This window comes from Sphingobacterium yanglingense (assembly GCF_004363245.1).
Lineage (GTDB): Bacteria > Bacteroidota > Bacteroidia > Sphingobacteriales > Sphingobacteriaceae > Sphingobacterium > Sphingobacterium yanglingense.
The window spans coordinates 1-14,070 of the sequence record NZ_SNYV01000020.1 but is presented as its reverse complement, the minus strand read 5'-3'; the positions used below and the strand labels follow the sequence as shown (position 1 = coordinate 14,070).

12 protein-coding genes are annotated in these 14,070 nt (G+C 38.2%); 9 read left to right on the top strand and 3 right to left on the bottom strand.

Annotated features, from left to right (window positions below):
- Nucleotides 1–47 precede the first annotated feature (47 nt).
- Both ftsY and rimO read left to right on the top strand, forming a co-directional pair.
- Nucleotides 48–1,010: a signal recognition particle-docking protein FtsY gene (gene ftsY, locus CLV99_RS22340; RefSeq protein ID WP_133586751.1), complete on the top strand. Its 963-nt coding sequence runs from the start codon at nucleotides 48–50 to the stop codon at nucleotides 1,008–1,010.
- 112 nt (nucleotides 1,011–1,122) lie between these two features.
- Nucleotides 1,123–2,457: a 30S ribosomal protein S12 methylthiotransferase RimO gene (rimO, locus tag CLV99_RS22335; RefSeq protein WP_133586750.1), complete on the top strand. Its 1,335-nt coding sequence runs from the start codon at nucleotides 1,123–1,125 to the stop codon at nucleotides 2,455–2,457.
- A gap of 32 nt (nucleotides 2,458–2,489) precedes the next feature.
- Here rimO and CLV99_RS22330 read toward each other — a convergent pair whose 3' ends face one another.
- On the bottom strand, nucleotides 2,490–3,314 hold the full coding sequence (locus CLV99_RS22330) for an N-acetylmuramoyl-L-alanine amidase (RefSeq protein WP_133586749.1): 825 nt from the start codon (nucleotides 3,312–3,314) through the stop codon (nucleotides 2,490–2,492).
- A 79-nt stretch (nucleotides 3,315–3,393) separates the two neighbouring features.
- On the opposite strand from CLV99_RS22330, the gene rlmN reads away from it, so the two are divergent.
- Together rlmN and CLV99_RS22320 are read left to right on the top strand one after the other, a co-directional pair.
- Entirely contained in the window at nucleotides 3,394–4,485 is a 1,092-nt protein-coding gene (gene rlmN, locus CLV99_RS22325) for a 23S rRNA (adenine(2503)-C(2))-methyltransferase RlmN (RefSeq protein ID WP_133586748.1), read from the top strand.
- 55 nt (nucleotides 4,486–4,540) lie between these two features.
- Complete coding sequence (locus CLV99_RS22320) at nucleotides 4,541–5,233, top strand: ComF family protein (protein ID WP_133586747.1); 693 nt, start codon at nucleotides 4,541–4,543, stop codon at nucleotides 5,231–5,233.
- A 136-nt stretch (nucleotides 5,234–5,369) separates the two neighbouring features.
- Here the strand turns inward: CLV99_RS22320 and CLV99_RS22315 are convergent, their stop codons facing one another.
- Nucleotides 5,370–5,753: a VanZ family protein gene (locus CLV99_RS22315; RefSeq protein ID WP_133586746.1), complete on the bottom strand. Its 384-nt coding sequence runs from the start codon at nucleotides 5,751–5,753 to the stop codon at nucleotides 5,370–5,372.
- Nucleotides 5,754–5,930: 177 nt separating this feature from the next.
- On the opposite strand from CLV99_RS22315, the gene CLV99_RS22310 reads away from it, so the two are divergent.
- From CLV99_RS22310 to CLV99_RS22290, 5 genes are all read left to right on the top strand, one after another.
- Nucleotides 5,931–6,266 carry a PadR family transcriptional regulator gene (locus tag CLV99_RS22310; protein WP_021069546.1) on the top strand — a complete coding sequence of 112 codons (336 nt, stop codon included), beginning with the start codon at nucleotides 5,931–5,933 and terminating at the stop codon, nucleotides 6,264–6,266.
- A 48-nt stretch (nucleotides 6,267–6,314) separates the two neighbouring features.
- The gene (locus tag CLV99_RS22305) at nucleotides 6,315–7,940 is read left to right on the top strand and encodes a PspC domain-containing protein (protein ID WP_133586745.1); all 1,626 of its coding nucleotides are present in this window, start codon (nucleotides 6,315–6,317) and stop codon (nucleotides 7,938–7,940) included.
- Nucleotides 7,941–7,985: 45 nt separating this feature from the next.
- Nucleotides 7,986–10,400 (top strand): TonB-dependent receptor domain-containing protein, encoded by a 2,415-nt coding sequence (locus CLV99_RS22300; RefSeq protein WP_133586744.1) that lies wholly within the window; start codon nucleotides 7,986–7,988, stop codon nucleotides 10,398–10,400.
- 265 nt (nucleotides 10,401–10,665) lie between these two features.
- Entirely contained in the window at nucleotides 10,666–11,490 is an 825-nt protein-coding gene (locus CLV99_RS22295; protein ID WP_133586743.1) for an NHL repeat-containing protein, read from the top strand.
- Nucleotides 11,491–11,571: 81 nt separating this feature from the next.
- Nucleotides 11,572–12,867 carry a UDP-N-acetylmuramoyl-tripeptide--D-alanyl-D-alanine ligase gene (locus tag CLV99_RS22290; protein ID WP_133586742.1) on the top strand — a complete coding sequence of 432 codons (1,296 nt, stop codon included), beginning with the start codon at nucleotides 11,572–11,574 and terminating at the stop codon, nucleotides 12,865–12,867.
- Here the strand turns inward: CLV99_RS22290 and CLV99_RS22285 are convergent.
- Nucleotides 12,864–13,484: a trimeric intracellular cation channel family protein gene (locus CLV99_RS22285; protein WP_133586741.1), complete on the bottom strand. Its 621-nt coding sequence runs from the start codon at nucleotides 13,482–13,484 to the stop codon at nucleotides 12,864–12,866. The two genes, CLV99_RS22290 and CLV99_RS22285, sit on opposite strands and share 4 nt — an antisense overlap.
- Nucleotides 13,485–14,070: the final 586 nt, after the last annotated feature.

Here is a 14,070-nt window from a genome sequence, read left to right as displayed (position 1 = left end):
GTCTATAAATATGCTTTTAATCTTCTTACTTTTTTTAAATTTGAAACATGGGTTTATTCGATTTTTTTAAGAAGAAGCAAGAAACTCCTGAAGCACAAGAAGCTCTGGACAAAGGATTAGAAAAGACCAAAGAGGGTTTTCTATCAAAGATTACTAAAGCTGTAGTTGGTAAGACAACAATAGATGATGATGTTCTGGATAACCTCGAAGAGGTGCTAGTGACATCCGATGTTGGAGTTACAACGACGTTGAAGATTGTAGACCGGATTCAACGACGGGTGGCTAAGGATAAATATGTCGGAACCGAAGAGTTGAATAGGCTGCTAAAGGAAGAAATTCAAGCATTATTGGCCGAGAACAATAGCGATGACTTCGAAAGTTTCGAATATGGTAATCATAAGCCATACGTTATTATGGTAGTCGGTGTAAATGGTGTAGGGAAGACGACAACTATAGGTAAGTTGGCACATCAGTTGAAATCTGCAGGTAATAAAGTGGTTTTAGGAGCTGCGGATACATTTAGAGCAGCAGCTGTAGATCAAATAAAGCTATGGGGGGAGCGTGTAGGGGTTCGTGTGGTCGCGCAGGCTATGGGATCGGATCCTGCCTCAGTAGCTTTCGATACGATTAAGTCCGCGGTGTCCAATGGCGATGATGTAGTGATTATTGATACTGCTGGGCGGTTACATAATAAGGTCGGACTGATGAATGAACTTGGTAAGATTAAAAATGTAATGCAGAAAGTGATTCCAGGAGCACCTCACGAGATTCTATTGGTATTAGATGCTTCCACGGGGCAAAATGCTATAGAGCAGTGTTCACAGTTTACTCAAGCGACAGATGTCAATGCCTTGGCCTTGACAAAGTTGGATGGAACAGCTAAAGGTGGGGTTGTAATTGGGATATCTGATCAGTTCAAAATTCCAGTGAAGTATATCGGAGTTGGGGAAAAGATCGGAGATTTGCAACTTTTCAATAAAAAAGATTTCGTCGATTCGTTGTTTAAGTAGGGAAACTTCCATCGTCGTAGAGCAATCTTGATTTGGAATTGCTAAACCGTTGTTAAAGAGAGTGGAAGAGTCTTTTTTATAATACTCATTTCGCACTACTCAAAACTATAAAATGAAAACAAAGCAAACAAAAGCGACAATTTTAACAGCTAAGCCACGGGTAAATGTGGTTACATTGGGTTGTTCAAAGAATATTCACGATAGTGAGGTGTTGATGGGACAACTTAAGGGTAATCAGATCGATGTTGTACATGAGTCAAATAATATACAGGCCAATGATATTGTGGTTATTAATACCTGTGGTTTTATCGATAATGCGAAGCAGGAGTCTATTGATACTATTTTACAATTCTCCGAATTGAAGGATCAGGGCAAGGTAAATAAGGTAATTGTGACAGGATGTTTATCTGAGCGATATAAACCTGAATTACAGACAGAAATTCCTAATATAGATGCTTATTTTGGAACGAATGACTTGCCAGACTTGCTATCCTCTATAGGAGCTGATTATAGACATGAGCTGCTAGGAGAGCGGTTATTAACGACCCCTTCTCACTTTTCGTATTTTAAGATTGCAGAAGGATGTAACCGTCCCTGCTCATTTTGTGCTATACCATTAATGAGAGGTAAGCATGTATCAAAATCGATTGATGATTTAGTGAAGGAAGCTAAATTTCTTGCATCTAACGGCACGAAAGAGTTAATTCTCATAGCGCAGGATCTTACCTATTATGGGTTGGATATTTACGGTAAAAGAAATCTTTCAGATTTGTTGAGACACCTGTCTGATGTTGAGGGAATCGATTGGATTCGTTTGCAATATGCATATCCTTCGGGCTTTCCTATGGATATATTAGATGCCATGAATGAACGGAGCAACATCTGTAATTATTTGGATATGCCTCTGCAGCATATAACAGATAATATGTTGACTTCTATGCGCAGAGGTACGACGAAACAAAAGCAAATCGACTTGGTGAATAAAATAAGAGATAAAGTACCAAATATCGCACTACGAACGACCTTGATCTGTGGATATCCTGGAGAAACAGAACAGGATTTTGAGGAAATGTTAGGATGGGTAGAGAGCACACGTTTCGATCGTTTGGGCTGTTTTACTTATTCCCACGAAGAGAAGACTCATGCTCATAATCTTGAAGATAATGTTCCAGAAGAGGTTAAACAAGGGCGAGTCGATGCAATTATGGAAGTTCAACAAGGGATTTCTTATGACATCAATCAATCTAAAGTGGGAAATAGCTATAAAGTATTGGTCGATCGTATAGATGGAGATTACTATATAGGACGAACAGAATATGACTCTCCTGAGGTCGATAATGAAGTCATAATCGCTGCAAAAGACAATTATCTACGGATAGGAGATTTCGTGAACGTTGTTATAGAGCGGGCTGAAGACTTTGATCTCTACGGCTCAGTTGTAAAGTGATTTTATAAAAAAAGGGGCTGAAGCCTCTTTTTTTATAAGTATTTCTTAAAGATAGAATATAGTACCTTGAGGTCGTGTTCTGTCAGTTGGGCAGAGTTTGTCTCTTTTTGTATGTAGTGTTGTTTGAATGCTTTTATCGCTGCATCGAGATTTTTTACATCGTAACCGATTATTCGGAGTGCTAGCCGCGGTTCAAAACCTACTGGTACATTTTCTAGGTATTCGTCATACCAGTATCCGAAACCTTTGTCGGCGAGAATTTTCCACGGGAAACGTGAGGGGTCATTTTTACGTGTCGGAGCGTAGTCCATATGTCCGATGAAATTTGCTTGGGGAATATTGTAGCTTTCTTTAAGAGTCCCTAATAGATCGAGAAGGGCTTGTATTTGTTTGTCCGTCCATGGATCGGTGGTGCCATTGTTGTCAAGCTCTATACCGATAGATGAGGAATTTAAGTCTGTATCATTGCCCCAGCGTCCGGCCCCAGCGTGGTGACCACGATACAGATCATTGACCATTTGCACGATTTTACCGTCTCTCCCAATTACATAATGCGAACTGACGCCTGCTTTAGCGTTATGGAATGTTTTTACTGTTTGTGCTAATGAATCTTGTGCCGTATGGTGAATCATTACATAGTTTGGTTTGCGAATTCCGAAATTAATAGAAGCGATCCATTCTTTATCCTTACTTGTTATTTTCCCGAGCTGTCCTTTTACAGGAGCTTCTTTATACTGTATTGCAAACTCTTTTGCTTTTTTCTTATATACTTTTTCCGTTGCTGTGTACTTATTTGAACCGCATGAGCTCATTAACGCTATTCCGCTGATAATTGAGATAAAAAAATAATACTTCATTGTGTTTAGTTGTTTTGTGTGCAATATAGGAATACTACTTTGGAATATGTCGTAACCGGCGCGATTCAAAAAACAAAAAATGGTGAAAAAGGGAAAATTGACGTATCTTTGTATCGTGTTGAATACTACAAAATTGATAGATATACGGAGCCTTTCATTAGAACAATTGAAAGCAAAGCTCGTAGAAATGGGCGAACAGGGATTCAGAGCCAAACAGATTTATGAGTGGATTTGGCAAAAATCTGCTGTAGATTTTGAGGAAATGAGTAATCTCAGTAAGAGCCTCCGAGAAAAACTGAAAGAGAGTTTTTCAATTAATTATGTTAGGGTCAAGGAATCTCAAATAAGTAGTGACAAAACAATCAAAAGTAGTTTTTCCTTATATGATGGAAATGTGATAGAAGGGGTGTTGATTCCAACACCAGACCGGATGACCGCCTGTGTCAGTTCGCAAGTGGGCTGCAGTTTGACTTGTAAGTTTTGTGCAACAGGCTATATGGATCGTAAACGTAACCTTAATGCGGACGAGATCTATGATCAGGTAGTACTCATCAGTAAACAGGCAGAAGACAATTATGGGCAACCTTTAAGTAATATTGTTTATATGGGAATGGGGGAGCCGCTACTTAATTATGCTAACATGATGAAATCTGTGGAACGTATAACTGCAGCAGATGGATTAAATATGGCTGCGAAACGCATTACAGTGTCTACAGCGGGTATTGCTAAGATGATAAAGAAGCTCGGGGATGACGAAGTGCGTTTTAACCTTGCACTGTCGTTGCATGCCGCTAACGATAAAAAGCGAAATGAGATCATGCCCATTAATGAGCAGAATTCGTTGACCGCTTTGGCTGAAGCACTGAGGTACTACTATGCTAAGACGAAAAACCCTGTTACATTTGAATATATCGTATTCCATAATTTTAATGACGAGCTACAGGACGCTAAAGAGCTAGCAAAGTTTTGTAAACATGTGCCCTGTAAAGTCAATATCATAGAGTATAACCCAATATCCTTGGCTGATTTTGTAAACGCGGAAGCAGATAAAATTGAGGATTTTGCAAGCTATTTAAGGAGTCAAGGTGTGGTGACGAATGTAAGGAGGAGCCGAGGAAAGGATATTGATGCGGCATGTGGACAGTTAGCTATAAAAGAGAAAACTAACTAGTTAGATTTAACCGACATATTTTATTAAGTTTGCTTTATACCAAGGTAAACTAGTTGTGAATATAACTCACTTTGTAAGGGACTTACTGCATGTGCTATTGCCCAATTTGTGCCTAGCCTGTGATACGGCATTGTTTGCTCATGAATCTATAGTATGTACCGAATGCTTATATCATCTACCCTTAACAGATTTTCATCATGATGTAAATAATGAGACCGCTAGACAGCTGTGGGGTAAGTTGGATTTTGAGGTGGCTATGTCTATGTTGTACCTGTCTAAAAATTCAAGGGTAGAACGACTTATACATCAGTTAAAGTACGGAAATAAACCTCAGATAGGACGTTTTTTGGGGAAAATGTATGGGAGGATAATAAATGATATTGCTAAAGACCAGGGATTTGATATGTTGGTCGCTATCCCTATTCATAATAGAAAACGCCGAGAGAGGGGCTATAATCAGGCATTCCAATTTGGTATAGGCTTGTCAGAATCTCTAGGTATACCTGTCCATGAGAATGTGCTGAAACGAAAGGTATACAATATAAGTCAAACGAAAAAAAGTCGATCAGAACGATACGAAAACGTCGAAGGTGTGTTTAGTGTCAATCCACGATATAGCATGCTACAGGATAAACATGTTGCATTGGTCGATGATATACTGACTACTGGAGCGACCTTAAGTGAGGCGGGTAGAATTCTCAAGCTATCTGGAGCTAAAGTCAGCGTGTTGACCATTGCCCGTGCGTGATGTTGCTCTGTCTTTTATTTCCGCTTGCCAGAGAGTGGTTTGGGACAGCCACAGTCTTTTTTGAAAATTCCACACGACTGTAACGTAAGGAATGTTATAAGTGCTGCTAAAAACCAGGTTGTATATTTTCTTCTTTTCATTTCTCTCTTTTATAAAAAAATACGAAGGCAAATGTAGCCATTCCTATACCTATGATATCTGCAACAATATCCCATACGTCTGCTGTCCTTGTAGGGGATAAGTATTGTTGAGCTGCCTCTGTTGCAAAGGCAAAGATAACAGTGCTGGATACAATTTTGAGAATACTTGTCCATTTATTTACAGACCTCTTGCTTTTCAAGATAGATTCCCAGTAGAGTATTATACATAGTACGAAAAATATCCCACAATGAACCATTTTATCAAAGCCTTCATAAAAGGTAACGCTTTTGACTTCAAAGTTTTTTGACGGTAATAGTAGTAGAACCAACATTATTAGCGCCCATACGATTGCCCAGATATAGTTTTTTAGGTATTTCATCGATGCAAATCTCGGATTATTGCCCGATATAACCGTTGTTTTATTGAATTAAGTTTTGTTAAATATTGACTAAATAAAATTATTAGACTGATTTACAGCTGTTTGCTTTTGGTTTTTGAAAAAATATAGTACTATGTATTGCAAAGTACCATCCAAAGGATATAACTTTGTATTGTTATGATAGCAGAGAATACACAGATCCAGATGCGGAAAGGAATACTTGAGTATTGTATCCTTTCAATAATCTCTAGAGGAGAGATTTATGCTTCGGATATAATCGCAGAACTCAAGAAAGCAGAATTACTCGTGGTTGAAGGGACGCTATATCCTTTATTAACCAGACTGAAAAATAATGGCCTACTAAGCTATAGTTGGCAAGAGTCTACTTCTGGTCCCCCACGCAAGTACTATCAGATTACTGAAGAGGGAAAGGAAGTGTTACGCAAATTAGATGTCACCTGGAAAGAGTTAGTATATGCTGTTGAAATTTCTTTAACAGGTAATAAGAAGTAAAAACAAACCAATTTGTCAACAGACGAATAATGAAAAATATATATACATATGAATAAGACAATAATTATCAATATAAATAGTATAGTCTTCCATATTGAGGAAGATGCTTACGAGGTATTGCGGAGTTATATGATTGAGATAAAGCGTCATTTCAGTCAATCCGATGATAGTGGAGAAATTCTGCAAGATATAGAAAACCGTATTGCTGAAATGTTTACGGAACGAATCCAAGTTGGAAAGAAAGAAGTTATCTCTATGCTAGATGTTAATGAGGTGATTGGGCAGATGGGAAGGGTTAGCGACTTTGAGCAAGAGGACGAAATGAAAGATGAACCTTACTTGGATGAATCGAAGGAAGATTACAAACGTGTTATTTCTGAAAGGAAATTAATGCGTAATCCCGACGACAAGGTGGTCGCTGGAGTTTGTAGTGGGTTGGGGTATTATTTCGGTATGCAGGCGAAATGGATTCGAGTCTTGTTTATATTATTCTTTCTTTTCGGAGGATCTGGAGTGCTTTTGTATGTTATCCTTTGGATTGTGATGCCAGAAGCAATTACACGGGCTGATCGGATGTCTATGCGAGGGGAAGAGCCTAATCTTCAGAATTTTAAAAAGAATTTTGAAGAAGAATTAGAAGGCTATAAAGATGATTTTTCAGCTGTAAGAGGGCATCTGAGTAACGGAGGAAAAACGGTTGGTAAGGGGATATCTACCTTTTTCCAGATTTTAGGTAAGGGCTTTGCTTTTCTGATGCTCATTTTTTGTGGAATGGTAATCATTGGTATGCTCATTACTTTTGTCGGTTTTGCAACTGGAATCTTAGGTTACCAAGATGAAATGGTATTTCCAGGATTACAATTACTGTCAACGGGACAGGCGTTTATTGCTTTGCTTGCCGGAGTGATGGCGATTACAATTCCTTTTATAGCGCTATTGCACATTTTTTTAAGAATGTTGCTGAAAACGAGATCGATGAATACGTATCTATCGCTTAGTTTGTGGGCTGGATGGATAGTATCTATCATTCTGATTATTTTTTATTCTTTCGTGGGGATACAAGAGTATAAAGAATCGAGTACCATTAAAGTGGAGAAGGTCCTAGAAAAGCAAAATGTTTATCATTTCGAAGAAAAGGATATTAGGGTAATAGAAGCGGCAGCATTGGATAACGGAGATAAGAAGTATACAATGACATTCAAAAAGAAAGAGTTATCTAGATACTTAAGGGATGAAATAAACATTCGCTTCGAATATATTGATTCATTAGATATACCTTATATACAGTATAACTATTTTGCGAAAGGGCGAACTTATCAAAGCGCCTCGGAGCGTGCATCGCATATCGACTATTTAGCAAAACAGGATAAGGGAAAGATTGTCTTCGACAGCCATTTTGCGTTGACTACTGAAGAACCTTATCGTGACGAAGCGGTGTCTGTAGTGGTATTTCTTCCTGTGGGAGCAAAAGTAACAATAGACCAAACTATTAGATCGAAAATGTGGAACTTACCCTATTCCGACTGTAAAAAAGAATATGATAATGATGAAACTATAAAATATACAGAATGGATTATGAGACGCTCCGGGCTACAATGTGCGCCATTGCATATCGAACAAGCGAAGAAGAAGGAAAAGAAAGTGAAGGATGAAACCATTTCAGACGAAGAATAGTCTTATTAAATAATCAATAGATTTAGTCCCTAACGATTGCCTACTATGAAAAACGCTTTTTTTTGGATAATCACTCTAGTGTTGTACAGTACAGTAGTAACGGCTAATCAACGTCCGACTTTACGTGGGAAGATTGTGAATCACAATAATGAACCAATTAATGGAGCTTCTGTCTATTTAATCACGACTACTGCTAGAGCAGTTTTAAAAACAGCTGTAACGGATGAAGAAGGGAAGTATACAATTTTGGACTATCCAAGTGGAACGTTTATAATAGAAGCTACAGCTGTTGGATTCGGTAAAGGTGAAACAGCTATATTCAAAACAGGGGCTGAAGGTGTGGAGTTGCCAAATGTTATGTTGACTCCTGTTAACAAAGAAATAGAGGCTGTAACGGTAATGGGCGAGCTGCCTTTGATACAGAACGTGAAGGGAAAAATGGTGATGAATGTAGAAAACTCTTCAGTTAGTGCGGGAAATAATGCGTTCGAAGTATTAAAGCGAGCGCCTGGGGTCAATGTAGATAAAGATGATAACATCAGTCTAATGGGAAGGCAGGGGGTCAATGTTACAATAGATGGGCGACCTACTTATATGACAGGAGAGCAGTTGGCTACATTTTTGAAGAGCACAGATGGTGGGCAAATCAAGAGCATAGAGCTCTCTAGTACACGTTCTGCTAAAGATGATGCTGAGGGGGCTGCTGGAGTAATTAATATAATTCTGAAGAAGAATAAACTGGAAGGATTTAACGGCTCTTTTGTTGCTAGTGTCGGTCAGGGAGAGCGGCTTAGAGGGAACTCTTCTATCAACTTAAACTATAAGAAAGATAATACAACCGTTTTTAGTAACTACGCTTATACAGATAATAAAACGATAGAAACCCTGAATATTATGCGTGTGATTCCTGACGGCGATAAGCAAACTATATTTAGTCAGCTTGCTGAATTAAAAGAGAGAGATCGGACGCATAATTATAAGTTGGGGCTAGAGCAAAAGACATCTGTTCGTAATACATTTGTGTTACAATTCAGCGGTAATAATAATGTAGAAAACCAAGATAATCCCGGTACAACGAATATGGGAAGTGCGCAAGGAGTGATTGATTCTGTGATGAATTCTTATACATTAGGCAAGGAAAAATTTAATAAGTACACCTTTAATGCTAATAATGAGTTTAAGATAGACACGATGGGTAGGACGTTGACCGTGGATTTGGACTATAGTATGTTTAAAACCAGTACTGGACTCAATTACGAGTATCGTACCTATTTCCCTGATGGGGAGACGCTAATCTATGCGCCGGAGAAGGAGCGAAGCTATTCATTGACAGATATTAAGATCTTTGCCGTGAAGACAGATTATACACAGAAGATCGGTAAAGGTAATCTTGAAGCAGGGGTTAAGTATAGTAATGTAGAATCAGATAACGGAATAAGGTTTGATCACCTCATTGTGGATAGTTGGCAAAATAATCCAAAGCGTTCCAATGCATTCAATTATGTAGAGCAAATAACTGCGGGATATATTGATTATAGCATGGCGTTAAATAAGTGGGAGGTGAAGGCGGGACTTCGCTCTGAATATACGGTGACTGATGGCATATCGGGTATGGAAAACAAAGAGAATAAGCGGAATTATTTAGATTGGTTTCCTTCGGGCTCGTTGAGTTATAATAAGAACGAAAATCACGTGTTCTCACTTAATTATGCTCGTAAGATCTCAAGGCCGAATTATCGACATCTTAATCCATTTGAGTATTATATTGACAAGCGGACGTCAATGCGTGGTAACCCTTATTTGAAACCAGAATACACTAATGGTTTTTCTCTATATTATACCTTATATAAAGTGTTTAATATTGCTTTAGGACACGATTTTACGAATGATGCTATGGTGGAAAGTATGGGGCAGGATACGATTCTGAAGACAACATGGGTAACCCGAGAAAACCTAGGGAAACAGAACACGAGCTACTTAAATCTTACTGTTCCGGCCCGCATCGGCAAATTTTGGACGATGTATAATAATCTGACGGTAATCTATATGCACTTTCGGGGCCCTGTAGCTGGTTACTATGTAAACAAGGGGTCAACATTCTTCCAATTCAACTCAACTAGTAATCTTAAAATAAACAAGGCTATTTCTTCTGAATTAGCTTTACGCTATAACTCACCGTTCTTATATAATGTGTATAAAATTCAAGGGAGATTTAATACGGATATTGGGATAAGTTATAACCTAAAAGATCAGCGTAGTTCATTCAAATTGGCGATAACAGATGTTTTTCGAAGCAACCGGAATAATTTATACACCAAATTCACAGAATATGATTCAGATATACGTCAATATAATGATACCCAGTCTATACGACTTACTTTCAATTATAAATTCGGAAACTTGAAGCAATCCGTTCGCCGTCGAGAAAATAGCAGTGAAGAGAAAAATAGAGCTCAATAGGAACTGTTGGCTAACTTATTTATGTTTTAGGTTTAGTCGTACCGTAAGCTAGCTGAGCTTACGGTTTTTTTGTGCGCTGTTAAACTCATTTTTTATTAGATTTGTTTAAGTATATAGAAAAGTATTCTCGAATCATCAGATTGAATGTCAAACCTTAATAATGTAAATTGACGGTTGATTTTGGGATTGACTAAATTTTGTCTGTAGAGGAATCGTATACAACTCTGAATTGTAGATCCATGTAAAGAACTTTAATAAAATAGTTATGAGGAAGAAAGTTTTAGCATTATGTGTGGGGCTAATTGCTTTTACGGCAAAGGGCCAAAATCACCAACTTGAGAAGTTATGGGAGGCGAATGAAAAGCTTGCTGTTCCAGAGTCTGTTTTATACGATGGAGTAAAGGAGGTATTATATGTTTCTCTGATTGATGGAGGCGGTGCAGAAAAGGATGGAAAGGGAGGGATAGCTCTTTTAAATACGGATGGTTCTATACGAAACGCTACTTGGATTTCGGGATTGAACGCACCCAAAGGACTAGCTCTACATAAAGGTCTATTATATATTGCTGACATTGATGTTGTCATTGTGGTAGATGTGGTTTCTGGGAATGTCATTGATGAGATTGGAATTAAGGAGGCGGTATTTCTGAATGATGTTACAGTGGATAATGAGGGAGTCGTGTATGTGTCGGATACGAGAGAGAATAAAATTTATAAAATAGATGAGGGTAACTATTCGCTGTATATGGATAATGTAAATAACGCTAATGGATTGAAATGGTTGAATGGAAGCCTGTACACGCTGGCGGGTAAAGAGCTTTGGCGAATAGATTCTCAGAAAAAAGTTACTATAGTGGCGAAAGGTTTCGAACAGGCAGGGGATGGAATAGAGCCTGTCGGTAATGGAGATTTTCTGGTGACGTGCTGGCCGGGATTGATTTATTATGTAAAGGCAGATGGTGTAATCGAGAAGTTACAAGATGTACAGGGAGAGATGAATACTGCAGATTTAGGGTTTAATGCTAGAGAACGTATATTGTATATTCCTACTTTTAATAGTAATAGTGTAATAGCTTATAAGCTTAAGTAAGACGTTTTTCAAAAAGATTCATGAATAGACTTTGACAACCTGAAGTATTATTTATTTTTGCTTTAACAAAACAGGTAGACCATGAAAATAGAAGCGTTGTACAATATATATAAACAGTATCCTTTAATATCTACGGATACACGTAACATAAAACAAGACAGTGTTTTTTTTGCGTTGAAAGGAGCTAGTTTTGATGGTAACGCTTTTGCAGAGCAGGCGTTGCTTAACGGAGCTCGCTATGCAGTAGTGGATAATCCGATATGGCAGAAAGATGATAGGTATATATTAGTTGACGATGTTTTGGTGGCTTTACAGAAGTTGGCAGAATATCATCGAGACCAATTAGATATACCTATAATAGGTATTACAGGAACAAATGGAAAGACAACCTCTAAAGAACTGTTATACGCTGTACTCTCACAACGATATAAGACCTTCGCTACCCTAGGGAATTTAAATAATCATATTGGTGTCCCGTTGTCTATACTATCTATATCTAAAGATATTGAAATTGCAATTATTGAGATGGGTGCAAACCATCTGGGCGAAATATCATTTTTGTCGAAAATCGCTAAGCCAACACATGGATTGATTACAAATGTTGGAAAAGCTCATTTGGAAGGCTTTGGTTCATTTGAAGGAGTGAAGATTGCTAAAGGAGAACTGTACGATTATTTACAGGATCATCATGGAATACTGTTTTTACAGGGTGACAATATACACTTAGTGGAAATGGCGAAGAAGAGACATATCGATACCGTAGTGCAGTATGGATTTAGTGCAGAAAATAATGTGATAGGCAAGCTGTTGATTGCAAACCCTTACTTGGCTATTACTTGGAAAGAGAGAAACAATTCTGCAACATATGAAGTTTCTACGAATTTGACCGGCTCTTATAATACAGAGAATTTTTTGGCGGCAATCGCTGTTGGATTGCACTTTGGCGTAGATCCAATTGCTATAAATACTGGAATAGCAGGTTATATACCTAAAAATAACCGATCACAGATTACAAAAACAGATCGAAATACAGTTATTGCGGATTTCTATAATGCGAATGCCAGTAGTATGGCAGCAGCGTTAGATAATATGAAGGTCCTTTCAGCCGAACGTAAAGTATTGGTTTTAGGAGATATGTTTGAATTAGGTGAAGACGCTTACGAAGAACATGCACTTGTTATTCAGAAAGCGAAGGAGCTGTTATTAGAAAGGCTTATTTTTGTAGGGAAAGAATTCTATAAGCATAAGTGCGAAGGGGCTGAATTTTATGAAAGTACAACAGAGGCATTGATTCCTATGGCTACAATATCAGGGTGCTTTGTGTTACTTAAGGCGTCACGAGGAATGTCTTTTGAGCGGTTACTGGAAGTTCTTTAGCTTTTTTTGTCTTCAACGGGGGAAACTGTTGGCAAAGATAGGTTGTATTTGACGGATATCAATCGTACACCGACTACAAAAGAGGCCGAAATGAAAGCATTCCATCCCCTGCTTAACCCAAAATACTCTAAGATTACAAATAAAATGGCGCCGGATAGGCATGCTGATGCATAAATCTCCTTTCTTAGGATGAGGGGAGTTTCATTCATCAATGTATCTCGGATTACACCGCCCATAGCAGCGGAAAACATACCAAACATTATTGCGGCAATATTGCTACTGCCATAGTCTAGAGATTTCTGGGTCCCAACGACTGTAAAAAAACCAATTCCAATAGCATCGAATAATGTTAAAGTTTTTGCCCAGTTGTAGAGATGCCTATTCGCAATTACTGATATGAAGACACCGATGAATATTGCAATTAGATAATTGCTGTCCTCAACCCAAACGGGGCGTATATTTAAAAAGACATCGCGTAAAGACCCTCCTCCAATTGCGGTCACGAAACCCATAAAAGTTGCGCCAAACACATCAATCCCCTGTCTGTTGGCTGCCATTCCACCAGATATGGCAAAAACCATCGTCCCAAGTAAGTCTATTCCGTAGATGATATTCATAATCTAAGTACTGTTAGACAATGATACAGAAAATTTTCAAAGTTTAATATCTCTAATACGATATATACGTCCCTCCTTTGGTGTCTTCGTTCCGTTGTATTACGTTCTTTGCTTCTTCGTCTCTGTTTTAAATCTTCTAGGGGTTATCTAGAGATATAATAGAGGGTTTGTAGAGGGTTCATAGAGGTAAAACACTATAAAGGCTCTGTTATGCCTTGCTTAAATCCATAGTAATCCTGGCTGATTATAGCATAATCCCGCCTTTTGTGCAGTCCATGGTGCCTATTTGTTTTCTTTTTTCAATTTTATCGTTCAATGTTCCAGTGTTTTATGGCTTATGCGATAAAATACTTTGCGGGATGTCTTTGAAATATGGTCTTAAAGTCCCTATCTTTGCACCACTCCGCGAGGGAGGGACGGTTCTTCGGAACGATGACATAAGGTAGAAAGAGTGATTGTTTTTCGGTTTTATCCGATAGATTTTATCCTCAGCAATCTTCTCCGAAAATATTTTAAAATAAAATTTGGAGGTTTAAAAAAGATTCCTACCTTTGCAGTCCCAACGGAAACGAAGGGCGATCGCCGC

What these genes read in the sequence shown, in the direction of transcription:
- ftsY (WP_133586751.1), top strand. Translation starts at nt 48, where the DNA reads ATGGGTTTATTCGATTTTTTTAAGAAGAAGCAAGAAACTCCTGAAGCA.
- rimO (WP_133586750.1), top strand. Translation starts at nt 1,123, where the DNA reads ATGAAAACAAAGCAAACAAAAGCGACAATTTTAACAGCTAAGCCACGG.
- CLV99_RS22330 (WP_133586749.1), bottom strand. Translation starts at nt 3,314, where the DNA reads ATGAAGTATTATTTTTTTATCTCAATTATCAGCGGAATAGCGTTAATG.
- rlmN (WP_133586748.1), top strand. Translation starts at nt 3,394, where the DNA reads ATGGTGAAAAAGGGAAAATTGACGTATCTTTGTATCGTGTTGAATACT.
- CLV99_RS22315 (WP_133586746.1), bottom strand. Translation starts at nt 5,753, where the DNA reads ATGAAATACCTAAAAAACTATATCTGGGCAATCGTATGGGCGCTAATA.
- CLV99_RS22310 (WP_021069546.1), top strand. Translation starts at nt 5,931, where the DNA reads ATGATAGCAGAGAATACACAGATCCAGATGCGGAAAGGAATACTTGAG.
- CLV99_RS22305 (WP_133586745.1), top strand. Translation starts at nt 6,315, where the DNA reads ATGAATAAGACAATAATTATCAATATAAATAGTATAGTCTTCCATATT.
- CLV99_RS22300 (WP_133586744.1), top strand. Translation starts at nt 7,986, where the DNA reads ATGAAAAACGCTTTTTTTTGGATAATCACTCTAGTGTTGTACAGTACA.
- CLV99_RS22295 (WP_133586743.1), top strand. Translation starts at nt 10,666, where the DNA reads ATGAGGAAGAAAGTTTTAGCATTATGTGTGGGGCTAATTGCTTTTACG.
- CLV99_RS22290 (WP_133586742.1), top strand. Translation starts at nt 11,572, where the DNA reads ATGAAAATAGAAGCGTTGTACAATATATATAAACAGTATCCTTTAATA.
- CLV99_RS22285 (WP_133586741.1), bottom strand. Translation starts at nt 13,484, where the DNA reads ATGAATATCATCTACGGAATAGACTTACTTGGGACGATGGTTTTTGCC.